Origin of the sequence: Scytonema sp. HK-05 (assembly GCF_963872035.1) — a bacterium.
Taxonomy (GTDB): Bacteria; Cyanobacteriota; Cyanobacteriia; order Cyanobacteriales; family Nostocaceae; genus Kalymmatonema.
Genome location: NZ_CAWMYC010000171.1, coordinates 1 through 25,067 on the forward strand (window position 1 = coordinate 1; position 25,067 = coordinate 25,067).

General features: G+C 43.5%; 24 protein-coding genes and 1 tRNA gene. 15 read left to right on the plus strand and 10 right to left on the minus strand.

Going from position 1 to position 25,067, the window contains the following annotated elements:
- The 3 genes from AACT52_RS39900 to AACT52_RS39910 form a co-directional block, all read left to right on the plus strand.
- Positions 1 to 407 (plus strand): Uma2 family endonuclease (locus AACT52_RS39900; RefSeq protein WP_143172966.1); only part of this gene is annotated, 407 nt, incomplete at its 5' end.
- A 400-nt stretch (positions 408 to 807) separates the two neighbouring features.
- Complete coding sequence (locus tag AACT52_RS39905; protein WP_073635638.1) at positions 808 to 2,565, plus strand: WD40 repeat domain-containing protein; 1,758 nt, start codon at positions 808 to 810, stop codon at positions 2,563 to 2,565.
- A gap of 300 nt (positions 2,566 to 2,865) precedes the next feature.
- Positions 2,866 to 3,096 carry a hypothetical protein gene (locus AACT52_RS39910; protein WP_073635640.1) on the plus strand — a complete coding sequence of 77 codons (231 nt, stop codon included), beginning with the start codon at positions 2,866 to 2,868 and terminating at the stop codon, positions 3,094 to 3,096.
- 178 nt (positions 3,097 to 3,274) lie between these two features.
- Here the strand turns inward: AACT52_RS39910 and ftsH are convergent, their stop codons facing one another.
- A complete protein-coding gene (gene ftsH, locus AACT52_RS39915; RefSeq protein WP_073635642.1) occupies positions 3,275 to 5,215 on the minus strand; it encodes an ATP-dependent zinc metalloprotease FtsH in 1,941 nt (646 codons plus the stop codon).
- Positions 5,216 to 5,294: 79 nt separating this feature from the next.
- Positions 5,295 to 5,960 (minus strand): DUF1614 domain-containing protein, encoded by a 666-nt coding sequence (locus tag AACT52_RS39920; RefSeq protein WP_073635643.1) that lies wholly within the window; start codon positions 5,958 to 5,960, stop codon positions 5,295 to 5,297.
- A 115-nt stretch (positions 5,961 to 6,075) separates the two neighbouring features.
- Between AACT52_RS39920 and AACT52_RS39925 the strand changes: the two genes are divergently transcribed.
- The 4 genes from AACT52_RS39925 to AACT52_RS39940 all read left to right on the plus strand — a co-directional run bounded on the left by AACT52_RS39925 (position 6,076) and on the right by AACT52_RS39940 (position 10,011).
- On the plus strand, positions 6,076 to 6,264 hold the full coding sequence (locus AACT52_RS39925) for a hypothetical protein (protein WP_073635644.1): 189 nt from the start codon (positions 6,076 to 6,078) through the stop codon (positions 6,262 to 6,264).
- 91 nt (positions 6,265 to 6,355) lie between these two features.
- Positions 6,356 to 7,480, plus strand: coding sequence for an AI-2E family transporter (locus AACT52_RS39930; protein ID WP_073635645.1), 1,125 nt, complete (start codon positions 6,356 to 6,358; stop codon positions 7,478 to 7,480).
- 509 nt (positions 7,481 to 7,989) lie between these two features.
- On the plus strand, positions 7,990 to 9,324 hold the full coding sequence (locus AACT52_RS39935; RefSeq protein ID WP_073635646.1) for an APC family permease: 1,335 nt from the start codon (positions 7,990 to 7,992) through the stop codon (positions 9,322 to 9,324).
- Between the two features lie 18 nt (positions 9,325 to 9,342).
- Entirely contained in the window at positions 9,343 to 10,011 is a 669-nt protein-coding gene (locus tag AACT52_RS39940) for a methyltransferase domain-containing protein (RefSeq protein WP_073635647.1), read from the plus strand.
- 541 nt (positions 10,012 to 10,552) lie between these two features.
- On the opposite strand, the gene AACT52_RS39945 is transcribed toward AACT52_RS39940, so the two are convergent.
- The gene (locus tag AACT52_RS39945; RefSeq protein WP_073635648.1) at positions 10,553 to 10,894 is read right to left on the minus strand and encodes a hypothetical protein; all 342 of its coding nucleotides are present in this window, start codon (positions 10,892 to 10,894) and stop codon (positions 10,553 to 10,555) included.
- A gap of 221 nt (positions 10,895 to 11,115) precedes the next feature.
- On the opposite strand from AACT52_RS39945, the gene AACT52_RS39950 reads away from it, so the two are divergent.
- Positions 11,116 to 12,579, plus strand: a complete 1,464-nt coding sequence (locus AACT52_RS39950; protein ID WP_073635649.1) for a glycoside hydrolase family 13 protein — start codon at positions 11,116 to 11,118, stop codon at positions 12,577 to 12,579.
- A gap of 218 nt (positions 12,580 to 12,797) precedes the next feature.
- Here the strand turns inward: AACT52_RS39950 and AACT52_RS39955 are convergent, their stop codons facing one another.
- Positions 12,798 to 13,322, minus strand: coding sequence for a tryptophan-rich sensory protein (locus tag AACT52_RS39955; protein ID WP_073635650.1), 525 nt, complete (start codon positions 13,320 to 13,322; stop codon positions 12,798 to 12,800).
- 519 nt (positions 13,323 to 13,841) lie between these two features.
- Entirely contained in the window at positions 13,842 to 14,261 is a 420-nt protein-coding gene (locus tag AACT52_RS39960; protein WP_073635651.1) for a fasciclin domain-containing protein, read from the minus strand.
- 156 nt (positions 14,262 to 14,417) lie between these two features.
- On the opposite strand from AACT52_RS39960, the gene AACT52_RS39965 reads away from it, so the two are divergent.
- From AACT52_RS39965 to AACT52_RS39980, 4 genes are all read left to right on the plus strand, one after another.
- The gene (locus tag AACT52_RS39965; RefSeq protein WP_073635652.1) at positions 14,418 to 14,654 is read left to right on the plus strand and encodes a DNA-directed RNA polymerase subunit omega; all 237 of its coding nucleotides are present in this window, start codon (positions 14,418 to 14,420) and stop codon (positions 14,652 to 14,654) included.
- 23 nt (positions 14,655 to 14,677) lie between these two features.
- Positions 14,678 to 15,289, plus strand: a complete 612-nt coding sequence (locus AACT52_RS39970) for a hypothetical protein (protein WP_073635653.1) — start codon at positions 14,678 to 14,680, stop codon at positions 15,287 to 15,289.
- A gap of 53 nt (positions 15,290 to 15,342) precedes the next feature.
- Complete coding sequence (locus tag AACT52_RS39975; protein WP_073635654.1) at positions 15,343 to 15,708, plus strand: DUF1818 family protein; 366 nt, start codon at positions 15,343 to 15,345, stop codon at positions 15,706 to 15,708.
- A gap of 52 nt (positions 15,709 to 15,760) precedes the next feature.
- Positions 15,761 to 15,834 (plus strand) — tRNA-Pro (locus AACT52_RS39980).
- Between the two features lie 198 nt (positions 15,835 to 16,032).
- Here the strand turns inward: AACT52_RS39980 and AACT52_RS39985 are convergent.
- The gene (locus AACT52_RS39985) at positions 16,033 to 16,227 is read right to left on the minus strand and encodes a hypothetical protein (protein WP_073635655.1); all 195 of its coding nucleotides are present in this window, start codon (positions 16,225 to 16,227) and stop codon (positions 16,033 to 16,035) included.
- A gap of 768 nt (positions 16,228 to 16,995) precedes the next feature.
- On the opposite strand from AACT52_RS39985, the gene AACT52_RS39990 reads away from it, so the two are divergent.
- Positions 16,996 to 17,553, plus strand: coding sequence for an SRPBCC family protein (locus AACT52_RS39990; RefSeq protein WP_198941081.1), 558 nt, complete (start codon positions 16,996 to 16,998; stop codon positions 17,551 to 17,553).
- A 5-nt stretch (positions 17,554 to 17,558) separates the two neighbouring features.
- Entirely contained in the window at positions 17,559 to 18,134 is a 576-nt protein-coding gene (locus AACT52_RS39995) for a DUF924 family protein (RefSeq protein ID WP_073635656.1), read from the plus strand.
- 233 nt (positions 18,135 to 18,367) lie between these two features.
- Here the strand turns inward: AACT52_RS39995 and AACT52_RS40000 are convergent, their stop codons facing one another.
- The 4 genes from AACT52_RS40000 to AACT52_RS40015 all read right to left on the minus strand — a co-directional run bounded on the left by AACT52_RS40000 (position 18,368) and on the right by AACT52_RS40015 (position 23,789).
- Complete coding sequence (locus AACT52_RS40000) at positions 18,368 to 18,634, minus strand: Nif11-like leader peptide family natural product precursor (RefSeq protein ID WP_073635657.1); 267 nt, start codon at positions 18,632 to 18,634, stop codon at positions 18,368 to 18,370.
- 267 nt (positions 18,635 to 18,901) lie between these two features.
- Positions 18,902 to 20,623 carry an FHA domain-containing serine/threonine-protein kinase gene (locus AACT52_RS40005; RefSeq protein WP_073635658.1) on the minus strand — a complete coding sequence of 574 codons (1,722 nt, stop codon included), beginning with the start codon at positions 20,621 to 20,623 and terminating at the stop codon, positions 18,902 to 18,904.
- A 1,094-nt stretch (positions 20,624 to 21,717) separates the two neighbouring features.
- Entirely contained in the window at positions 21,718 to 23,112 is a 1,395-nt protein-coding gene (locus tag AACT52_RS40010; RefSeq protein WP_073635660.1) for an amidase, read from the minus strand.
- A gap of 512 nt (positions 23,113 to 23,624) precedes the next feature.
- Entirely contained in the window at positions 23,625 to 23,789 is a 165-nt protein-coding gene (locus AACT52_RS40015; protein WP_083630763.1) for a ribbon-helix-helix protein, CopG family, read from the minus strand.
- Positions 23,790 to 23,846: 57 nt separating this feature from the next.
- Here AACT52_RS40015 and AACT52_RS40020 point away from each other — a divergent pair, with 57 nt between their 5' ends.
- Positions 23,847 to 25,046, plus strand: coding sequence for an RNA-guided endonuclease InsQ/TnpB family protein (locus AACT52_RS40020; RefSeq protein WP_143172967.1), 1,200 nt, complete (start codon positions 23,847 to 23,849; stop codon positions 25,044 to 25,046).
- The last annotated feature ends 21 nt before the right edge of the window (positions 25,047 to 25,067 follow it).

Genomic DNA, 25,067 nt, shown 5'->3' on the forward strand with positions numbered 1-25,067 from the left:
CTGGCGACTTATCCCCATGTCTAAAGCCAGGGGCTTGCGTCTCGTTTTCCGGTCAAGCCAAGCCTATCACTTTGCCCAACGATTCGCAACCCGAACCAGATATTGCTATTGTCCAACGCTTAGGGCGTGAGTATCGAGAGCATCACCCCTATCCAGGAAATATCTTCTGGCTCATTGAATATGCTAACTCCAGTTTAGAGAAAGATTTAGAAACAAAAAGCAAAATCTACGCAGAAGTCGGTATTCCAGAATATTGGCTTGTCAACCTCAAAAAGCTACACTTAGGGGTGTTTCGAGAACCTTTAGACGGAGAGTACGCTGCAAAAGTCACACTTAGTAAGGGAACAATTCAACCGCTTGCATTCCCTGATGTTTCTGTTTCAGTGGAGCAGATTATCAACAGCTGAACTGATTCAAGTAAAAAGTCAATCATGCGTCTATGTTCTACGGACACGCTGATCTGATGCCGTTCGTTAATAGGAAATCTTAGGGTGTGACAGGAGTAACTCTAAGATTTCCTAAAATCTGACCACAATTTCCAGCAAAACTGCTTCTGGTGAAACAGTATCTTGTGCTGTAAGTTAGTTAAAATCATCCACTATCATCTTAATTTTCTTAAGGCAAACAAGCTTATGTCATCACTTGACCATGTCCAAGGACAGGTCGCTCGGTGGCACACAAATCCTTGTGTTACATTAACTACTGGGATGACTGGCTTCTTAAATAACTAAAGTTGATACACTCACTTGAGCAATTGCCTTGGCATAACTTAATGTAGGTATGCAATGCTGCGCCGCAGGAATGCAAATGGATTGGATTAGCTTACTAAAAGCTCAACAAGCTGATTTCCTTCAACGAGTAAAAAAGCCCAAGACTTACGATCTATCTTTGCTGGAAAGTCAAGTCAAAGGCTGCCATAGTGAAATTATGGCATTTTGGGGTGAAGCATTGGCAAAAGTGCTGGAGATTGCTCGCCAACAAGCAGAAATTATTGCCAAAAATCCCCCTCCGACACCGCCCGAATATCCTGATCCTCCTGACTGGGCGATCCCCTTTCCAAGATACTTCCAGCAGCAAGCGGAAGATTATCTTTTGCGAGAGCAAATCGTTGACCGAGTGATGAGCGATCGCTGGGGCAAACAGGTTAAAAAAGTGGCACAAGATACCTTGAACAACATGGTTCTAGATGATGAGGGAAATTTGCGTGGCGAAAGCAAATTTTCCTACATACTTGCCAATAATCCAAAAGTTAGTATTCAAGTTTACGTTACGGATGGAGAAAGTTTTAACAGTATCAAGAAAGACAAAGTTAGATGGTCTGTCACACAAGAGGATTTGAAAAATCACGAAGTTTTTATTTTTCTATGTTTGTTTTATCCATTTACTGGTCAAAGAGGTTACGAAAAACAAGCAGTAATTGCAGGGTTTTTACCTAGCAATCAAATTGAATTTCCTGAACCAAAATTCTACATTATGCCAAGCCAGTTATTATATGCGGGGGGATTTCGTTGGTATTTAGAATCACTAAATACTAAAAAAGATACACAGCGAGTCTTGAATGAGGTTGTCAGCACACAGACAACTCAGATGCCATCAGACCATCCGCTCAAGACAATAGTAGGTGAGTGGGAATGCTGGCAAACCTTAAAAGGGCATACCAGGGGAATTAATTGCCTAGCCTTCTGTCACAGGGGTAACAACGGCAACGCCTCTCCTGTTGTAGCAAGTGGTAGTCGTGGAGAGACAAAGCTGTGGGATTTGACCAGAGGTGAGTTAATCGCGACATTATCAGAACATCCTTGGATTTTATCCGGGCTAGTAGATGAAGTAAATTCCCTTGCTTTCAGTCCAGACGGGCAAACTTTAGTCAGTGCTGGTGCAGATTCCACAATTAAGCTTTGGCACGTGGGGGCACAAGACTTGATTGATATTTTGCACAAGCATAATGGGATGGTGCGCTGCGTTGCTTTTACCCCAGATGGACGAATGTTGGCAACTGGGGGAGATGACAGAACAATTATGTTTTGGGACTTGATGCAGCGTCAGGTTGCTACCGCCTTATCCCTAGAAGATACAGCTGCTCATTCACTTGCCTTAAGTCCAGATGGGCAAACTTTAGTTACAGGGAGTTACCGCAAAATCAAAGTCTGGCACATTTCTCGACCCAGAGGGACAGCAACTTTCGAGCCGCAGTTACTACACTCGTTTACAGGTCATTCCCATATTGTTCGTTCCTTGGCTGTCAGTACAGATGGAAAGATTTTGGTCAGTGGTAGTCGCGATAAAACAATTAAAATTTGGCATTTAGAAACAGGAGAATTGCTTCACACACTCAACGGACATAGGGATGGAGTGTATGCCGTTGCGTTGAGTCCTAATGGACAAATGATCGCCAGTGGCAGTGCTGATAAAACGATTAAGTTGTGGCATGTAGAAACGGGTGAACTGTTGGCTACATTTACAGGTCATACCCACACAGTAACAGCATTAGCTTTTACTGCTTCGGGGGAACTTTTAGTAAGTGGGAGTTTGGATAAGACGATTAAAATTTGGCAGCGGAGTTAGGAAAATAACCGCTTTCCCGCTACGCCTTTGTGCATAAGTTCATTTCACTCTCCACTATTAACAATCAGAAGGAACGCAAACAAGCTAAACCTTTAGCTCAAGTTAATAGGTGGGTTTCTTCTCACCTATTAATACTAATTCTCTGTAACAAGGCGCTTAATAATTACCCCCGCCTTTGGCGTCCCCCCGATGCCTTGGGGGGACTACAGGGGGGTCGAATTAAGCTCAACTTCATAGAGAATTGGTATAACTTGATGTCTGTTTTTATCAGCACACTCTAACTAATCTCGATTATCTACTATGAAACTCAACAAAAATCAACTTGATTTACTTGGCACTGTCTTAGGTGTTGTTGCAGGTGTTTCCACTGTCCTCACTACCCAAGGCGTTATTAATGCTAAAGTTGGTGGTAGCGTCAGTGGCATTGCTACTGTTTTGCTAGGGGTTGTTGTCCAAAGACCCACGGATGCAGAACCAACGACTCAACAAGCAGAACAGGAAGAAGCAAACAAACAAAAATTTAATGCATGATTGCAAGCGAGTGCAACGCCTTGACGAGCGATCAGACAATCACCCATTACTACTTTTATCAATAAATAGGTTCCAAGACGGGATCAGATATTTAACAGGAATCACAAGATTGGACTTCTTATATAAAAAAGCGATCGCCCTCCTAAAGAGCGATCGCTTTTCAATTATTGCAAAATTCCTAAACTAGCAAACTTTGCATCAAGGGCTTATCTTCCGATAACTTACCAGTCCGCAACCATTCATTGAGTTCATCTGGTGCTTTAGCTTGGTTAAGGTGTTCCCGCAGTTGTGCGCCCTCAAGAATTTCCTTTTGCAACAGTTCTTCTGCGGTTTGCTCCAGTAAGTCGCGGTTTTCATGCAGAATACTTAAAGCGATGTGGTGGGCATTATCCACTATTTGCTTCACCTCGCGGTCAATTGCTTCTGCCACTTTCGGGCTAACAGGACGGCGGGGGTTGCTGTAACCATCAAGAAACTGCTGTTGGACTTTTTCAAAGGCAACAGGACCAAGTTCATCGCTCATACCATATAAGGTGACATAACGTTCTGCTAAGTCAGTAGCTTTCTGAATGTCGTCACTAGCACCAGTGGACACCTTGCCAAAGACGGTTTCTTCTGCGGAACGTCCACCCAACAGGGTAGCGATGCGACCACGAATTTCGTCTTCTATCATCAAGAAGCGGTCTTCTTCGGGCATTTGAATTGTGTAACCCAAAGCACCAACGCCACGAGGTACAACGGAGATTTTCTCGACTTTACCAGCTCCAGGCATCAAAGCACCGATGATGGCGTGACCAACTTCGTGATAAGCCACGGTCTTTTTCTCAGTTTCATTAAGGACGCGAGAGCGTTTTTCCAAACCAGCAACAACACGCTCAATGGCTTCGTTGAAATCCGCCATGATCACTGCTTGCCTATTTTGCCGTGCAGCGAGGAGTGCAGCTTCATTGACAAGGTTAGCTAAATCTGCGCCAGCAAACCCAGGCGTCCTGATGGCGATGGTTGCCAAGTCCACATCATCAGCCAATTTGACATTTCTAGCATGAACTTTGAGAATGGCTTCGCGACCAATTTTATCAGGACGATCCACAACAACTTGACGGTCAAACCGGCCAGGACGGCGCAATGCTGGATCGAGAACTTCGGGACGGTTGGTGGCGGCGATGATAATCACGCCTGTGTTGGCATCAAAACCATCCATTTCGGTGAGTAACTGGTTGAGGGTTTGTTCGCGTTCATCGTTACCACCTACAAATCCACCAGCACCACCGCGAGACTTACCTAGTGCGTCTAATTCATCAATAAAGACGATACAGGGAGCTTGTTGTTTTGCCTGCTCGAATAAGTCGCGGACTCGGGCCGCACCGACACCAACAAAAAGTTCGATAAATTCGGAACCAGAGATGCTGAAGAAGGGAACACTAGCTTCACCGGCAATTGCCTTGGCTAAAAGTGTTTTACCCGTTCCTGGAGGTCCTACCACCAACACACCTTTGGGAATTTTTGCTCCTAAGCGGGTGTATTTCTCACCACTTTTGAGAAAATCGACAATCTCTTCTAGTTCGGCTTTTGCTTCATCTACGCCAGCAACATCGATAAATTTTACACCAGTGCTGCCTTCGGAGTAGATGCGAGCCTTACTTTTACCAACTGTCAGCGCCGCAGGACCACCCCCCTGACGATTGAGCAAAAAGCCCCAAATACCAAAGAAAATTAATGGTGGTGCAACCCAGCTCAGGAGAGTGCCGATCCAACCGTTTTGGTTTGGCGGTGGTGCACCAAACTCTACGTTATTGTCGCGGAGAATTTTGGGTAAATCGAGGTCGAGCGCTACCGGTGTGGTTACGAAGACTTGTTCAGCACCTTTACCGTCCGGAGTTTGGGTTTTGATGGAATACTCAATGCGATCGCCCCCCACAACAGCCCGATCTACTTTACCTGCTTGTACCTGAGCAATAAAATCGCTATAAGGAACTTGCGGCAGTTTGGGACCAAAAAAGCTGGGAACAATCGCGTTCAAAAGAAAAAGAAGGGTCAACAGAATGAGCAAGCTACCACCAAACTGCCGTATTCTCGGCTGTTTGATTTGGCGTTTATTGTTATTAGTTTCAACTGGCATTTTTTGATGTACCCTCCAAAAAATTGTCATTTTTCATTGGTCATTTGTCCTGCGTTTTTACAAATGACCAATGACTATTTCATGTTAATAAAAGAGCAAATAAACCACATAAAGCAATACCATCAAACACGCCAGCACCACCGATACTTAGTACCCCTGAACTCATGGCTTGAATATCCTGGAGATGCAGCAAGTCAGCACCAATCAAGGTTCCAAGAACACCGCCAGCAAAGGCAACAGGAGCAGCATGGCTTGCGGCGAATAACATTGCAGATAGGGCAGCAGTCAAGGGAGCTAGCAACGGGTTCATTTGTATGCCTATTCCCGGTACAACACGCGCTGCATAGTAGCTAACAATTGTGACAATAGCTGTCACTACCAAAATAGCTAGAGCGTTTGCTTGAGTAAATTGATAAAGTGCTAACAATACAGGAATTAAGCCTCCCCCTACATTAAGAGCTACCACAGTAGAAAGCTGTAGTCTTGGGAAGGGAATGCTCCAAAATTTCCTTGACCAATCCACAAAATTATTTGCCACCGCCACAAAGGATTGAGTGCGGTACAAAGGGATATTGATGGTACTGGTCAATATCACGAGTGTAAATAATAAAATCGCGATAGACGGGGAAAACCCTAATTTTGCAACTGCAATTTCCACCACGTCTACTGCCACAACAAACCAAAGAAAAGGTAGTAGCAGTAACAACACCAGAAATAGCAGGAGCGATACTGGCAAGTAAATCATGACGGTGTACAAGCAGAGTGTTGTCTGTTGGTCTGCTTGAATTTATTTTAAAGAATGAGACATATTCTTCTATTTCGTACCTACCCCCCAGATGAATGGGAATTGCCGTACTTGTATGCAAAATCAGCTTGGATTTGTTCTAAAAGTGTTTCTACTCTCGGCTGGACTCTCGGTCTTGATTAAGTACGTTCTGCCAAATTTATCTATTCCAGCGACAGCGACAAACGCCCTGATTATCGTTTTTTTACCGACTTTAATTATGGCAAGTGTTTTACTGTGGCGAATCGCAACGACAGCAAAATAAATTAAAAATAACTAGGCGGAAATTGCTAGAATCAGCTAACCTAGCTGCATTAAGAGGAAATAGCAGCTCATCAACAGCCGGGAGACAGGGAGTGAATCTAGGTCAATGGATTGGTTTAATCGCCATAGTTATTTCTTTGTACATTCTGTGGCAGATTCGGGAAGTCCTGTTGCTGATATTTGCCGCAGTTGTCTTAGCGACTACCTTAAATCGGCTAGCTCGACGGTTCCAGCGCTCAGGAATGAAGCGTGGATTTGCTGTATTCCTTTCGGTAACTATATTTCTAGCTTTAATTGTCGGTTTTTTCTGGCTGATTGTGCCCCCTTTTGCAGATCAGTTTCAAGAACTTACAAAACAGGTTCCCAGAGGCTTGGAGCGCTTTAATACTTGGTTAGACGAATTGAGAACTCGTGTTCCCAGCCAGCTGACTCCGTACATACCTGATATCAACAGCCTTAGCGAACAAGCACAGCCGATTATAAATCGTGCAGTGGGAAGCTCTTTCGCCTTTGTCTCTGGCTCTTTGGAAGTTCTCCTCAAGGTTTTGCTAGTATTAGTTTTAACAGGGATGTTCCTTGCCGATCCCCAAGCTTACCGCAAAGTATTCGTGCGGCTGTTTCCCTCGTTTTATCGGCGGCGAGTGGATGGAATTTTGGATCAATGCGAGGTGTCATTAGAGGGATGGATCACAGGCGCTTCCATCGCCATGGGTGCAGTGGGACTGATGAGTTTAATTGGCTTATCAATTTTGCGCGTGCGTTCAGCACTGGCTTTAGCAGTTTTGGCGGGATTTTTAAACTTGATCCCTAATCTTGGTCCGACGCTAAGTGTGATACCAGCAATGGCGATCGCTTTTTTGGATGCTCCCTGGAAAGTCCTTGCTGTGTTAGTTCTCTACTTTATCATCCAACAAAGTGAGGGCAATTTCATCACACCGATCGTCATGGCGCATCAAGTGTCGCTGCTACCAGCGATCACCTTAATCTCCCAGTTATTTTTTGTGACGTTCTTTGGCTTTTTAGGCTTGTTTCTAGCGCTACCCCTAACTGTTGTGGCTAAGATTTGGGTGCAAGAAGTGTTGATTAAAGATGTTTTGGATCAATGGGGTGGTAAGTCTAATAGAAAGACTGAGTTTGTCATTGTTTGTGACGAGCTACAAACAGATAAATCTGCTGAAAATCATCCAAATGACGACGATCAGCCGATTAGTCAATAGCCTCTAATAAAAAAAAATTATAAAACTTTCACTGCCAATTTATAAAGCAATACGGTTCACATACGATGGTTCGCAGCACCTTATGACCTATGTAGAGACGTAGCCTTACTCAGCTCTTGCACCTATCGGTAGAAATCAGTAGAAGCAAAAAAGATGCACTCATAAGCTACATTATTTTTATTGTTTTTTTTCGCTAAATAAAGGTCTTTTGGTTTAATACTGAGTGATTCAAAAGCATTAATTTTTCTTGGTACAAAATGTGAGCTTACCTTCTTTGCGTGGAATTGTCACAAATAAGCCTCAACTGATGCGTATTGACTTATAAAGTATATTTCTAGCATTAACAAAAGATAAAAAATGTAATTGAAATTCATCGCCCAAAGATATCTGGAAAACAGGAGTATGTTTTGCTATACCTAGTGCAGATTGAAAGTGTTTCCACAGCATCTTAAGCTTTAAGGTTGTTTCCTCCTGGAGGATGACCAAAAAATTTCCAGGTGATTTACCATATGGCAACAAAAGTAACAGTGCCGAAGCCTACGCTTTCAACCATCGACGCAGTTGCCTTGATTGTAGGCATGGTAGTCGGCGTAGCCATATTTAAGACACCAGCCGTCGTAGCACAAAACACACAGAGTGCAGTCTTTGCACTACTGGCGTGGTTACTAGGTGGAGCGATGTCCTTGGTTGGCGCTCTGTGCTACGCAGAATTGACAACCGCGTATCCCGATGCTGGGGGAACTTACCACTATCTCATGCGTGCCTTTGGCAAAGGTCCCGCCTTCTTGTTTGCTTGGGCGCGGATGACCGTCATTCAAACTGGTTCCATTGCCCTAGCAGCCTTCGTGTTTGGAGATTATGCTGCTCAGTTGCTCCCTATCGGAGAATACTCTTCAGCCATTTACGCCGCAGGTGTAGTCGTTTGCTTGACAGCTTTAAACGTTCTAGGGGTGCAGCAAGGGAAGTGGACTCAGAACTGGCTTACAGCAGCAAAAGTGCTAGGTTTGCTGTTGATAGTTATTGTCAGTATTGCTTTTGCCGTACAAGTACCACAACAGATAACGACTGCGGCTACTCAAAAGACAGCATTTGGTCAGGCAATGATTTATGTGCTGCTAACTTATGGTGGCTGGAATGAAGCTGCCTATATTTCAGCAGAAGTACGGGATGGCAAACGCAACATGGTACGCGCCTTGTTAGGAAGTATTGCCATCATCACAGCGATTTTTCTGTTGATTAACCTGGCATTCATTTACGGTTTGGGAGTTGCAGGTTTAGCTTCATCGGAAGCACCAACAGCTGATTTGATGCGTCGCGCTGTTGGAGAAAACGGAGCAAGATTCGTGAGCTTCTTAATTGCGATTTCAGCGTTAGGTGCAGTCAACGCTACCATCTTTACTGGTGCGCGTACGAACTACGCTCTAGGACGGGACTTTCGCAAGTTTTCATTCCTGGGACGCTGGCAAGAGAGTACTGGTACCCCAAAAAATGCCTTACTGGTTCAGGGGGCAATTTCCTTGGCGTTGGTGGTACTTGGTGCTTTAACTCCTCGCGAAGGCTTTGAAACGATGGTAAACTATACAGCGCCAGTATTTTGGTTCTTTTTTCTACTTTCTGGGGTAGCATTGCTGGTGCTACGCTCCCGAGAGCCAGACGTACCCCGTCCTTTCCGTGTACCTCTTTACCCCTGGACACCATTACTGTTTTGTGCTACCTGTAGCTACCTGCTATATTCCAGTCTCACTTATGCAGGTATCGGAGGTATCACTGGTGTGGTAGTTCTTTTAACAGGTATTCCTTTACTGCTCCTCAACCGTCAACGAACCACTTCCACAAATCCTTAATTCATGGAGAAAGATGTCATGAAATTACAGGCAATGTTAAAGGTTTTATTTGCAACAGTAAGTTTAGGTAGCCTGATGCTGGTTGGTTGCACTCCGACTCAGCAAGCAAGTTCTCCACAACAAGGTGAAGCATCTCCTTCCACTGTGGAAGTGCAGCAGCGAACCACGCCCACAACTCAACCTACACAACGTACGCCCGATGTCGTCTACGTGCCAACACCTCCGGAAGTTGTCGATAGAATGTTGACAATTGCGAAGGTTGGCAAAAATGATGTTCTGTATGACCTTGGCAGTGGGGATGGACGGATTCCCATCGCCGCACTACAGAAGTATAAAGTCAAGAAGGCTGTTGGTATAGATATTGACCCACAACGCATTCAAGAGGCTAACGCAAACGCTGAAAAAGCAGGGCTTACTGGCAAGGTGCAGTTTCTCCAACAAGACTTGTTTACAAGTGACTTTAGCGATGCAACAGTGATCACCCTTTACCTGCTACCCGAACTCAATCTCAAGTTGCGTCCAAAGCTATTGAAACTCCCACCAGGTACTCGTATCGTGTCGCACGCTTTTGACATGGGCGACTGGAAAGCTGACAAAGTCGAGCAAGTGGATGGCAGAACAGTTTACTTCTGGACTGTACCAAAACAGATTCCGGCAAATTTACAGAAGTCCACTCCTAGCAGTTAGATTGAGAACTGAGGACACAGAATGCAGAACTCAGAATATAGCCGTTTTCAATTGGTGCAATAGAAGTCATTTATCGGGGTACAGTATGCTGTACCCCTTGCTTGTGGTATATGCTTTTCACCAAAATCCTCGCGCCGGGGAAGCCCTTTAAGCCTGTTTAATCGTTTGGTTCTAGAGCAAGGAACTAGCGGGAGCATTCCTTGGTAGGTCTTAAACTCTTGTCTCTAACGTAGTACTCAAAGTACTTAAGCTGGTCAGATTAAGGCTTTTTTCAAGCCCCCGCCTTTAGGCGTGGGGTTTCTGACAATCGTAGCTAAATCTGCTAACAAACTTTGGAAACTATGAAACAGAGCAAACACCGATTGGCTTGGTTGATCACCCGTATTAAACCAGCTGCCCGGCAATAAATTGACGGGGCTACCATCGTGCCGCGTTATTTTAGGTGTGACTCTGGAGAAAAGCTAAAGCTTGAATGTGTGTGCGTGGTGGATTCTTTGAATCTGTTGAGTTTGCTCAAGCAATTAGACAAAAATTAGTACGCTCACTTCCAAGGTGATGGAATAGCATTCACCGACAGAATCTTTGCCACCTGTAACTTAATCGCCACCTTACCACAATGGGGACAAGTGACCCTGATTTCTTCTTGTTGTGGCTCTCGTTGGTGCTGAATCAACACGCCTTCCGTGCAATGCCAACACTCACAAATGACACGTCCTTCGGGTTTGTTGACATCCAACAGGCGGATGTGTTGCCCAAATACTGGTTCCGGTTCTGGTCCTGAGTCCCAGTCTTGTTGGAAGTTCCGTTCTGGTCGGGAACCCCTTTCTGGTCGGGGAACTGGTCGGGGGATCGAGCGGGGTTGGTTAATGTTTTCCTGACTCATAACAAAACCCGCCTCAGCAGGTCGATAAATTTTCTGCCATTTCGATGTTAGCAGGTAGCAACTACTGTGATGCAGGCGATATTATTATCTGACTTAACAATTCTAAAGTAGCGGTAGTAGTCTGGTAGTATTGCGATGAGCAGTCACTTTTTCTACCACAAGTGAGAGCCGCAAGAACCTGGGATCTGCAACTATTGCGATGGACAGATACAGAGTAATTCATGCAGATTCACACACCAGACTGGGTTAAACACGCTGTTTTCTACCAAATCTTTCCAGATCGGTTTGCCAAAAGCAAACAACCGCGTAAACAGGTTTTACGCACTGCTCGTTGGGAAGATTGGGAAGCTATGCCAACACTCCAAGGTTATAAGGGAGGGGATTTATGGGGCATTATCGAGCAGTTAGACTACATACAGGATCTGGGAATTAATGCCATTTACTTTACCCCTATCTTTCAATCGGCTAGCAATCACCGCTACCATACGCATGATTATTATCAAGTTGATCCGATGCTGGGAGGGAACCCGGCTTTCAAGGAATTGCTAGACGCAGCTCATCAAAGGAACATCAAAGTTGTTTTGGATGGGGTGTTTAACCACGCCAGTCGGGGCTTTTTCTTTTTCCACGACATTTTGGAAAATGGTCCCCATTCACCTTGGGTGGATTGGTTCAAAATTCATGATTGGCCCGTTTCTCCCTACAACGGTGAGTATCCCGCCAATTATGAGGGTTGGGCTGGAAATCGAGCGCTGCCAGTATTTAACCACGATAACCCTGAGGTGCGGGAATATATTATGGAAATTGCCGAATATTGGATTAAATTCGGCATTGACGGTTGGCGTTTAGATGTGCCTTTTGAGATTAAAACTCCTGGTTTTTGGCAAGAGTTCCGTCAGCGAGTCAAAGCAATTAATCCCGATGCTTATATTGTCGGCGAAGTTTGGGGAGATTCCCGTGAGTGGTTGGATGGGACTCAATTTGACGGGGTGATGAATTATCTGTTTGCAGGACCAACTATCGCTTTTGCCGCAGGCGATCGCGTTGTCATGGATCAAGTGCAAAGCCGCGACTACAAACCCTACCCACCGTTGTTTGCTACCGAGTATGCTCACAAAATCCAAGAACTTCTGCAACTTTACCCTTGGGAAATTGGGCTGACTCAATTAAATTTGCTCGCCAGTCACGATACAGCACGGTTGCTGACTATTGCTGGGGATGATAAAGCGAGTGTGGAATTAGCAACTTTACTGCTCCTCACCTTTCCTGGTGCCCCCAGTATCTATTATGGTGATGAAGTTGGTTTACCAGGAGCTTTAGATCCAGACTCGCGTCGTGGTTTTCCACTAGAAACTGCTTGGGATAGGGAGATTCTCAAAACTCACCGCGAATTAATTGCTCTACGTCACGCTTACCCTTGCTTGCGTACGGGTGATTATAAAGTCTTATATGCTCAAGGAGAACTTTACATCTTTGCGCGAGTTTTGGGAACAGAAGAATTGATTGTTGCGGTTAATGCTGGGACTGCATCGGCAAAAGGGAATGTTGATGCAGCAAGTTTGAGGACTCAACCGAACAAACTCCTATATGGCGCTGCTGAGGTGGAGTGGAGTGTTGAGGCTAAGCATCTCACTTTCAGTGTTCCCCCACGCACTGGCTGCATCGTTGGTGTAGGGCATCCGTGAAAGTTTAAGATAAAGCGCCTTTTGCCAATCAGTTAAAATACTGAAAATGCTCTTAATGATAATGATAATAGTGCATGGCTAGACAGGAAGAGGCGAGCGTCGCTCGCCTCTTCCTGTCTGTATTTGATTCTTCTTACAAAAGACTTTGGCAACTTAAATAGGGCAAAACATACAAAAAAATCGTTTGATTCTAGCCGATACATCAAGCGGAGCTCATGCTAGGGGAGCAACGCCGGCGTGCCGAGCCATGGGTCCCGATTGTGCAAATATTGCCAGGTGGAAACCCATATTCCCGCGAAAGCACCCCAAGCCAGTAACGGAAGTAGCAGATAAGCCGACATCCTTTCGTCACGCCAAAGCATGATCACTTCTGCCAGCGCAATAACAAAAATCGCTTGCGTCAACACGCCCCCGACGATCGGACTCGATAACCCAAAAGTAAAAAACGGGAAAATCGCGAAGATAAACCAGAACGCTCCTTGAAGCTTAAGATGAGTCGAACGGCGCGGTGTATCGGGTCGGTTTAGGATGCGCAGACCCGCCGCTAAGGCGCAGACGTTAATTATAAACCAGATGACGGGAAAAACTGCGCCCGGGGGTCGGAGCGGCGCAGCCTGAAACCCTGGAAAAAGCTCTTCGCGCCAAGGCCAAGGCAAACTGCATGCATTCACAACCACCCAAAAAAGCGCTGCATGCCACCATTTGAACCGAGGACTATCAAGTTTTGGAGTCGATATCGTCATAGGTATTTCTCCAAAAATTTACATCTCGATAATAAAAATTCCATCGGAAAGATCCATGTTAGTAAATTTTGGTACTGACAAAAGCAGATTACTCATTGTTTTGTCTATGGCTCCATTATAGGAATCCTATTTAATTTTTGAAAAAAGAACCTACATCGCAATTTTAACTGATTGACAAAAAGCACTTTATCAACAAAGGCAGAGGGCAGCTTTGCTGGAGGCAGAAGGGAATACTGCTTCCTACCCTCTGCCCTGTACCGGGAAAACAAGGGTCGCGCAACCCCACTGTCTATACGTTGCCTACAATTGGTTGGGGTGCGAACCCCAACCAATTGTTCCTTCAGCTCCTGCTGCCTTCTTCAACTTAACCTGTCACGGATGGGTGTAGGGTAACTCAACAAATTGCATTGCATATTTCAGCGATGGTTTGACTAGTTTTGTGGGGTGGGCATCTTGCCCGCCCTTGCTACTTTAGGGTAACCAGGATCTTTGCCCCACAACAATTAGAATGTATAATTCCTACTTCCCAGCAACGATCGCAGGCATCAACACTGCATCAATAACGTGAATCACACCGTTATCGGTAAGAATGTCGGTTTTCACGACATTGGCGTCATTTACTTTCACTTTGCCATCAGCAGAATCAACCGCTACGATTGACCCTTCTAGCGTTTCCGCATGGTCTATTTGGATCAAGTCGTCAGACCTAACATCTCCGTTAGCAACATGATACATGAGAATCTTCTTCAATTTGGGGATGTCTTGCAACAATGAATCTAAAGTTCCTGGCGGTAGCTTGGCAAATGCGTCATCAGTGGGTGCAAAGACTGTGTAGGGACCGGGACTTTTAAGAATTTCTACAAGTTCGGCAGCTTCAACAGCCTTCGCCAGCGTGTTGAAATTTCCAGCGTTGACAGCAGTTTCAACAAGGTCAGGCATGAGATAACGTTATTGGTTTAATGTTACAAAATATTTATAGAGTGACAAAAAACTATCAGCCTCTATCAATAGAGAGGTTACTAGCAACTCAACAAGCGGCAGTAAACGCGTTGGTGCTGCTAAACTGAAGAGAATGACTTCACTGAACCAGTAATTATGCTAAAGCGTTCTAAGTTCGAGACAACTCAATCTCAGATTATGCACCGGGCTGAGGATCTGATTAGTGCAGCCTCAAATCGCTACCGCATTACAGTTCAAGTGGCAAATCGCGCTAAGCGTCGGCGTTATGAAGACTTTGATAATGCGGATGATATGATGATGAAGCCAGTGCTAAGGGCAATTATCGAGATGTCCGATGAACTGACTCAACCAGAAATTATTGGCGAAGTCTAAACTGATGCCAACTGGAAAATAGAATGAGCAAAAATTTAGAGTTCATTCAAGTAACGCTCAAGTCTTGGCAATCACTCAACAAGCCCCCCTTAAAGAGGGGGGTTTTCGGGATCATGGTGATTGGTGTATTTCTTTTAAGTTTAGGGATAAATTTCCAACCTGCTGACGCCCAAAGAATCAGTTCCGACGATGCTTGGCAGCAAGTTTATCAACAATTACCCGACTTACCCCGAGAAAATCAGTACGTTAGTAAAGAAACGGGGAAACTAGCTGAAAATAACACCTTGCTCAGTCGTATGATATGGTATCACTCCTATTTGAAAGGACGTGCGCCTAATTATCGGCTGGATTGGAAGCTAACTTTGGCTGATTACCTGGGTGCTAATGAAGTGATGTATGAAACCACTTATCCTGGAAAAGATACTCTGCAGAAAAACCCTTTTGATGGCGATCGGGCTGCAGTTGCACGCCTTAACCGTCGCCAGCGGGACGCCTTGGTGCAAGCTTTAGTTAATGTTTTCAGTTCTAAATCGCAAAATACACCAGCTACCCCGAACACCTCATCCCCCTCACAGGAAACCACGCCAACTCCTAGGCAGGTGCCGAAAAAAGGAGGCGCACAGCTATTAAAGTAAAAAGTTAAAGGTTAAAAGTAAAACAATTCTTTTGATTTTTGACTTTCTCAAGTATGGAACGTGTGATAAAAAGTGGACTCGGTTGGCGCATCGGCTGGAACCCAACAGCGCCAGAGTTTAAAGGTTTAGTGGGTACAGATGATTGGGCGTTTGAATTAACAGAAGCCGAGTTGAATGATTTTTGTCGGCTACTGGCGCAACTTGCAGACACCATGAGGCAAATCGCGACTGAATTAATGGATCAGGAAAAGATTGCCTGTGAAGCCGAAAGCGATTTATTATGGATGGAAGTAGAAGGTTATCCTCATGCCTATAATCTGCGCTTGATCTTGAAAACAGGGCGTTGTGCAGAAGGTCAATGGAACGATTCTGCTGTTCCTGGTTTGCTCCAAGCCTCGGAGATGCTCAAGGTTTTTTAGATTTAGACCTTGATAATTTTACTTCTTGTTGCTATAATAGGAAAGTTGACTACGGGGCGTAGCGCAGCTTGGTAGCGCGCCACTTTGGGGTAGTGGAGGTCGTGGGTTCGAATCCCGCCGCTCCGATTGATTGAGAAGTATACCTGCTGGTCTTTATAGAGAGTGGCAGGTTTTTTAGTATCAAATGATGCCACGCATCTTTGACAAGATGAAGAAAATTACAGTATGAGCAGAGAATAAGGGGGATGTGCAAGATGTGGCTTTGAGTACTTGCCCATTTCCCTGATCTCGCTCACCTCCCCGTATGAATTAGGGATTCTTATTTTAGAAACGCCACCAAGTCTTTTGTACGTAACTTAGAATAGCCATAGCAATTGCGCCAAACAGCAATAGCCAAATCACTCCTCCCGGAAGGAAAGTGAGAATACCAAAACCTCTTAGTACCCAAACAGCGATCGCAATACCGAGAAAAACTCCGAAACCCTGATTTAATGCGCGATTTAATTTAGAACTACTCACCTAATTTCCCTCAAACTCAACAGTTATTGCATTTTATATGTAGCAACAAAAGACTTTTAATAGAACCAGTAAAGAAAGACAAGGGAAGAGGGGCGCGTATCGTCGCCCGTACTAGAGATGTCCGGGGGTTTTCTCACCGTCTTGTTTGTAAACAAGGCAAGACGCCACTTATGCTGGAAATGAAAATGTCCCCGCGTCCCTGTCTCCTGTTCTGTTTGTCCTTATCCATTCTGCTTTTGTTTGTTCCTCGTTTCCGGTATCCTCATGTCTTTTTGTCTCAATTGCTGCATCCCCGTATTTTTTTGTTTTAGCTGATCTTCCTAATTTCGTCTTACCAAAATTTTCATAATAAGTGAAATTACGGTAGCTTATGATGAATCCTATCTGTTAAAGATAAGTATTCCACTTAGCAGTGGCTGCTTGACCGTTTCTGTTTCTATTTTTTACTGTGTATTTTAAGTATATATGCTTAAGATTTTTGAGACTGAGTCGGTTAACACCCAAAATGAAGACTGCCTTGAGGACACAAACACACAGCAAAGAGGAGGGTTTTCATTATCAGCTGCTAGAGAATTTGATACTTTGATATTAGTGATAAACATGACATATTATTAGTGAAGTTTCGGTAACAATAGCCAGAAAATAACTGTTTCCGGAAAGTCCACATATTGTACTGGAAGTAACATTAGTGAGTGAGACTCAACCAAGTCAAATATTCACCAGTTTAAACCCGTTTAGTTGATGCGTTGAGGAGTGAGTGAAAACATTATGTCTGCGTCCTTTATTTCAGACTCGGTTCCCACAGGTTCAGACATGGCTTGGAGTCAGGACAAACAAACATTGCTGATGCAGGGCGAAATTGTGGTACAAACGCGATCGCATACAGCTTGGGGTGGTGCTGTCACTGCCTGGATGTATGTGCCGTTAGTGCGATCGCAGGTGTGGCAGCAGATAACAGATTACCCGCGTTGGGTGCAATATTTTCCTGATGTGACTAAAAGCGAAGTTTTACAACGTGGTGAGGTTAAACGTCTTTATCAAGCGGCACAAAAAGCCTTTTTCTTTTTCACCGCACAAGTAGAAATTTACCTTAATGTCGTGGAAGAACTTGGGCAGCACATCCAATTTAGGCTGGAAAAAGGGAGCTTTCACGATTTTACAGCCAAATTAGAACTAAAAGATTGTGGGAATGGGACTTTGCTCGGCTATACTGTCCAAGCTACCCCTACTATTCCCATACCATCAATTTTTATTCAACAAGCAATGAACTTTGAATTGCCTGCCAATATGCGTAAAATGCGACAAGTTCTTTGTAAGGATCAGTAAAAGTGATGTCACAGGCAGAAGAAATTTTGGACTTTTGGTTTGGGAGTCGCGATGAACCGGGCTATGGCAAACCAAAGTCTTTCTGGTTCAATAAAAAACCGGAGTTTGACGAAGAACTGCGAATCCGGTTTCTGGGAGATTACCAAAAAGCGGCAGCAGGAAACCTAGACGACTGGATCAATGCCTCTGACAGTTGTCTAGCATTGATTTTGCTGTTGGATCAGTTTCCCCGAAATCTGTTTCGCGATACTCCTCAAGCCTTTGCTACTGACTGGGAAGCACTCTCAGCAGCTCAGCATGCTGTTGCACAAGGATATGACCAAAAGTTGCTACCCGTACAACGCTGGTTTATTTACTTGCCTTTTGAACATAGTGAAAACTTAGAGCATCAGCGCCAAGCAGTAAGACTCTTTCAGCAACTGGGCGATGATCCTGATAGTACTAGTTGCATTGATTATGCAATTCGCCATATGCAAGTGATTCAGCGTTTTGGGCGCTTTCCTCATCGCAATGAGATTTTGGGAAGAGTTTCAACTGTAGAAGAAAAGGAGTTTTTGAAGCAGAAAGGATCATCATTTTAAGTTGATCAGTGCTTAGTGCTGAGTCATGAGTTGTCAGTTCCCAGCAATGAGTCTTAAGTGACTTGTTCAAAATTTTCTTTATCCTACTCAGCACTCGGCACCTGAAAGTGTAGTAGAGAGTTTATATTAAAAATTATTTTTTAACTTGCCAATGCCGTACCTTATGAATTTGGAAGATTGAATTCCCCGTAAATGCAAACCGTGTCGGAAGGGCTTATGGGTGAGCTTGGCGGTTAATAATTTATACCAGACAACCTTTGATATTCTGATAAATTTAATGAACTTTCAGAAATGCTTGGCTCGCTACCAAACCATACTTCATCTAGTTCGGTTTCAGTAAATACATAACCAAGGCTAGCAGCAAAATTAACTATCTTAGTTTTATCCCAATCCCAGATACCGAATAAGCCTCGCATGCAGCACTTACTATAGTACTGCTCATAAATTGCTTGGTCGGACATCAAAACCTCATAAAAATCATTCACCTGCTGTAGTGACATAGATTACCCTCCCTAATTATTGTGCTTTTTTTACGGATAATAAAAGTTACATGAACTAACAAACTGATCCCGGTTTCTATAATTGATATTCAAGAGTTATTAGTGATCACAAGGATAAAATCGGAAGATCTTCATAAAAATCTATTGTTTCTTCAGATTCTATTTATCACATCTATCAAATGGTCACATCTATCAAAGGGTGATTTGAAATATGAACTGAAGGCAAAAATATAAAAGATGAAGTATAAAATTTTCATCTTTTACCGTTCATCCTTTTTTGGTGACTTTTGATGCGGTACAAGGCTGTACTTCATCCCTAAATAACCATCCGTGAGTTCCATCAGGCAGTTTAACTTCTACAAAGTCACCTCGTACTTGAACAAATAAGACCATCGCACCCAAATTTAGCTGTTTGACACCGCCAACTTCTGTTTGAGGTTCAGGGCGTAATGTAGCCGAAAATCTACCGCCAGGTGGAGAAATAACACGACACAATTGTGGTTGCTGTGATATAAAATTCTGTTGTGCATGACTTCCACCTATATGATTAGGATTCAAAAAGCTAAAGCCACCAATTGCACTCACACAAGCTACTACACTCATTCCGAGTAATTTTGGTACTTTAATTGGTGAAGGTGATACTACTGACTGAGTACTCAACAAAACTTCTAATGAACTTTCCTGAGACTTCCTGACTTTTGGTATCCGTGTAGTTTTATTAACAGCTTGTTGGCGTGAAATTGGAACAATGGAGTATTCTAGGGGTACGTATCCACCCGGATACTCACTGCAAACAATGGCACTCACTTTAAAATTTTGTTGCCCCAAGCGTATACTGCTGCCAACAGAAAGTGGCATTTCACCAGCTAGAAGCAACTGTCCGTCAACGATAGGAGGATTCCTCTGGCGCAGATTCCGCAAATAAAATGTTTGCTTTTGCTGATGAAAGAAGATTTCAATATGTAAAGCTGACACTGTTGGGTCTGGTAAAACAATATCGCACACTTGCGGGTCACGACCAATGCGGACTCCTCTACTAGGATTTTTACTTTGTTGCTTCTCAAGAATTTTGCGATTTTTGAGCTGTCCGTTTTCCTCCCACTCTAAAGAGAGTTCATGAAGGATATTTGTAGTACCAGAAGCTTCAGGTTTCGGTAATTCGTTAGGTGCCGCCAATTCTCGTAGCGCTTGCAACACCTCAGCCACTGTTTGATAACGGTCTTTGAAGTGATAGCGCGTCATCTTAGCCAGAACAGCAGCTAACCCCGGACTAACAGCCGTGAGATATTGCCACAGTATTTCTCCTGTATTTGGGTCATCTTGAAGTTCATTAGGGTACACTCCCGTCAGCGCCTGAACACCTATCATCCCCAGCGCATAGATATCACTACAGGGACGTGGTAAACGTCTGATTTGTTCGGAGGGCATATAGCCCCGAGTTCCGATGATGAAAGTGATGTTGTTTCGTCCTGTCGCAGCTGCTGTTTGGTTTCGCAGTTGCTTAATAGCTCCAAAGTCTATCAGAACTAATTTGTTGTCTGAAGTACGTCTAATGATATTGTCAGGTTTGATATCGCGATGAATGACCCCGTGGTTATGGACAAATTCTAAAATACCCAGTACCTCAATGAGCATTTCTATAATATGGCGTTCCGTCCATCTTTTACCTGGAGGAAGTTCCATACTCAGGGTATGCCCGCTGATAAATTCTTGCACCAAGTAAAATTCTTGGTTTTCTTCAAAATAAGCTAAAAGCCTAGGTATTTGGTCATGGTTGCCCAACTGTTGCAATGTTTCAGCTTCTTTTAGAAAAAGCCTTCTGGCAGTTTCTAAAATGTCAGGGTCGGTACTAGAAGTTTTGAGATGTTTGAGGACGCATTTAGGGTTTCCAGGGAGGTGAATGTCCTCTGCAATGTAAGTTTGCCCAAAGCCCCCCTCACCTAATACTTCAAGGACTTTGTAATGTCCTGCTAGTAGCTGACCAATCATGGTGTAACGGTGATTTTAAAAAATAACTACAATGTTTCCTCGTCTATCTAGCCAAAGAAAAGATGAAAATAAGGATTAAGTATAAGGAATCTAGACACACCAAAGCATCCAAAAACTTCATACTTATTTTTAAACTTCCCGATTTTCCTAATATTTTGTGTTAAGGAATAGGGTGTTTCAAGGGCGATTAATCCTATTATATTTCTCACAGCACCCTGAATCAAAAGCTTTGTGATGTTCATTAGGTAGAGATAAATAAAACGCTCCTGGTACATCAATGAATAACAAATTCAATAAACTAATGTTGCCAGTTTGGCACATTATTCCAAAAAAAGATAAAGTTCGATAAACGATATTTACCTACTTATTTTGTCAATTTTATAGCAATTTAAATTCAAGACATAGGTTATGCTTAGCCTCAGCAAAAATGTATTCATTTAATCAACCTCTTGCAAAAGTCAAATTTATGAAAATAAAACTACAGATTAACATCAGTGTACACAAATAATTTATCTGTCCCTTCGCTTCGGTCGAGGGCAAGGTTAATATGTGTGCATCCGTGGTTCTGTCTATCTTTAAATCATACTTTTGCAAAAAGTCTAATAAAATGCTAAAATCTCTAAGTCTAAGTGTGTTTTTGTTGTAGTTTGACTTAACATAATATCACTAATATAAGAATCCGACTTTATTTTTGCTAAGTATACTGAAACTCAATCGTTTCCCAGACAAGACTTGCGATTTAGCGCTTGTTCAAAAATCAAATATGAGTCCTATCAATACCATAAAAATGCGGTAATTCTGACTATTTTTGTTACTAACTCAATATCAATATGTACGATATTTACTTTTACAAGTTTGTAGAAAAATTAGCTTATTAGTTACGTAGTTTGTGCTTTTCGTTCGACTTTATCAAACTGAATCCAAAATTCAGAAGATTGAAAAAACTAGTCATGAAAAATATTTTAATTTTAAATTTTAAATTTGAATGTTGAATTTGAGCGCCCTTCGTTGGATCTGAGCGCCCTAGGCATACACGAAGCGTACCGCAGGCATACGCTTACGCGTAATGTGTCCCGGAGGGACGACAGCGAGGGTCATCCTAAAGCAGGACGATGCTGAATCCAAGGTTTTGCGGCTTCTAGTTGGGCTGCTAAGCGTAGGAGAGTGGTTTCCGCTGCGGGGCGTCCCACCAATTGTACGCTTATTGGTAAACCGAGTTCGTCAAAACCTACAGGAAGAGCGATCGCTGGTTGTCCAGTCGCATTCGCTGCGGGACATGGGGAAATCCAACGAATAATATTTTGGAATGTCTCTTCTGGGCTCAAGTTTGCCCATTCTCCCACGCGGATAGGTGAATGTAGGTAAACTGGTAACACCAGAACATCCACAGTGTCGAAAAATGCGACGATTTGTCGCGCCACCACCTGCATTTGGTAAACTGCTTGCAGGTACTGACCCGCAGAACCGGTTCTAGCTAACAGCCAGCGATTCAGTGGCTGTAAAATCTCAGCAGGAATACCCGACGAAGCTACGCTTGTTTGCCAAACAACTTGAAATGGTTCAACTAACCCACTAAAATCTATGCTTTTCTGTTCAACTGTGTGACCGAGTTCTTGCAATAATTGGACTGTTTGCAGAACGCCTTGCTGACAGCTTGCATCGGCTTCCCCTAAAGGAGCAATACTCGTAGTGTAGGCAATTCGTAAAGTACCCGGTTTTTGCTGGGTAGCAGCAAGAAAGGATGGTTCGGGATCGCTTAACCAATATGGATCACCCGTGACGTATCCAGACATCGCATCTAAAAGAGCAGCCGCATCAGCAACAGTACGCGCTATCGGACCATTGATCGCAATACCACTGAGGCGATCGCCTACTGGTGCATGAGTCACCCGTCCTCTTGATGGCTTGATTCCTACTAAACCACAACAAGCTGCAGGTCCACGAATCGAACCACCACCATCAGAACCTTGGGCGATCGCGCATAATCCTGCTGCTACTGCTGCGGCTGCACCACCACTGGAACCACCTGCGGTGTATTCCAAATTCCAGGGATTTCTAGCTGGGGGAAATCCCGTAGGTTCTGTGTAAGGAGTTGAACCGAGTTCTGAAGTTGCTGTTTTACCCAGAAGAATAAACCCAGCTTGCTTAATTCTTGTTACTACCCCATCATCATAATCAGAAATATTATTCAGTAAGGCAGGATTTCCGTAGGTACAAGCGATACCTGCAACAGGGTTGAGGTCTTTAATAGAAATTGGCACTCCAAAAAACGGTGGGAGTTCTGATGCATTAGGCAGCATTTCCGTTTTTGCTTTGGCATCTGCGATCGCTTGCTCTGCCGTCACTGTAAAATAACTTCCCAGTTGGGGATTCAACCTAGAGATGCGTTCTAAATAGACTTCCACCAATTCCGAAGGCGACACTTCTCGACGACGGATTAACTGTGCCTGTTCTAGTGCTGGGGTAAAAGCTAAATCTACTTTATTCATTGAAACAATAACCTCTTAAACAAAAACCCCCTGCTCTTGGGGGATTGGATTTTATTTCACACTCTCAACATGGTTACACTTTTTACAATTGTTAACCTTAAGAGAATTTTGTAGATCCAGGGTTATATTACACCAGTTCTATTGTGTTTACGTTTTCTTTGGAAACCTGATTTTTCACAAACACGGGGTTTCTCAAACCCTGCATTTCCTAACATCAATATTTATGTTGCTGTTAAAAAGGATAATCTTTCCTTGTAAGATTTGAGAATTTGGTGCAAGCTAAACAACGGTAAGCACTAAAACCTACTTACTTGCCAGCATATAAGTAGATAGGTAGAAAGAAACCGAACTATGTTAAGAAATGTAAAACCCTCTAAAACCCTTACCAATGACCAATGACTAATGACTAATGACTGCCTTCACGAGTTAACTTTATTTGTACCGACCTACTTACAATCATTTACATATTTTCCTGATATTTAGGAGGTGTTACTAGATAGCCAAAACTCTGACTAAATCGAATATTCTTTAGCATTTCGCATTTTCTTTTTTAAGCTACGGATAAATTCCCGCAGCACATCAGTCCGATTTTTCCCAGTCAACTGGCAATACTCATCAAGTAATTCCAACTCCGCTTCTGTTACCCGTAAATCTATCCTTTTATCCTGTTTAGCCATTGCATCATCCAGAATATGTGTGTACAATTAATAGTGTAAACCTTAATGAGTCAAGCAATGTACGCAATTAAAGTTGAACTAAAACTCAATAACAAAGAGCGTATTTTGTTGCGTAAACATACCGGGTTTTCCCGATTTGTTTACAACTATGGGCTTGCGCTCATGCAAGGGTTAGAAAAAGACGGGATAAAAGGTGGGTGTGGCAAGAAAATCAAAGCTATCAAAAAGGTTTTGACTAACCACACCAAAAAGCAGCCGAGTTACCAATGGATAGGCGGGCTGTCTTCTAAGGTGTATCAATCATCTTTGCAAGCCTTAGAAAACGCTATACGGCGCTGGTACAAAGGCTTGGGTGATAAACCAAGATTTAAACGTCGCAAAGATAGTGAATCCTTCAGTGTCTATGACGGCAACGGCAAAGTGTTGCTCAAGAAAGGCAAGCAAATAAAGATTCCTACATTGGGAACTTTTCGTCTTAAAGAATCTTTGCCTTGTTGTTACGTAACACAGACTTTCACCATCAGCCATCGCGCTGGCAAGTGGTTTGTAAGCTTTGCTGTAGACGCCGATAAAATCCCACCGACGTATCAGCCAGAAGAAAAAGTTGGAATTGATTTAGGGGTTAAGTGCTTTGCCACTTTTAGTGACGGAACTAGTGTGGAGTCGCCAAAGCCGATGAAAAAAGCGAAAACCAAGCTGGCTAAATTACAATGGCGCAACCGCAAAAAGCAGATAGGTAACCGTCGTAAGGGCATCAAGCAATCAAACAAAGCCAAGAAGTATTTTGACTCGTTAGCTCGAAAACACTGGCGAGTGGCAAATCAGCGTCAAGACTTCTTGCACAAGCTAACAACAGATATAAGTCGCAAGTACTATCAAATCCGGATAGAGGACTTAAATGTTTCAGGAATGCTAGCCAACAGAAAGTTGTCAGCAGCGATTTCTGATTTAGGTTTCTATGAGTTCCGGCGTCAGTTAATCTACAAGTCTCAAATGTATGGGACTAAGGTTGAGTTGGTTGATAGGTGGTATCCATCCTCAAAGCTTTGTTGTATGTGTGGGACAAAGCATGATGCATTGAAGCTGTCAGACAGAATCTACAAGTGCATCAACTCTAGTTGCGTAGCTCACACAATAACCTTGGACAGAGATATTAATGCGGCTTTAAATTTGTTGAACGCCCCGTCAGGAGTATGTACGGTTGGCTCAATCGGAACTAACGCCCGTGGACAAGTAGCAGCCGACTGCCTTGGTTGAAACGGGAAGTAAATGTCAATT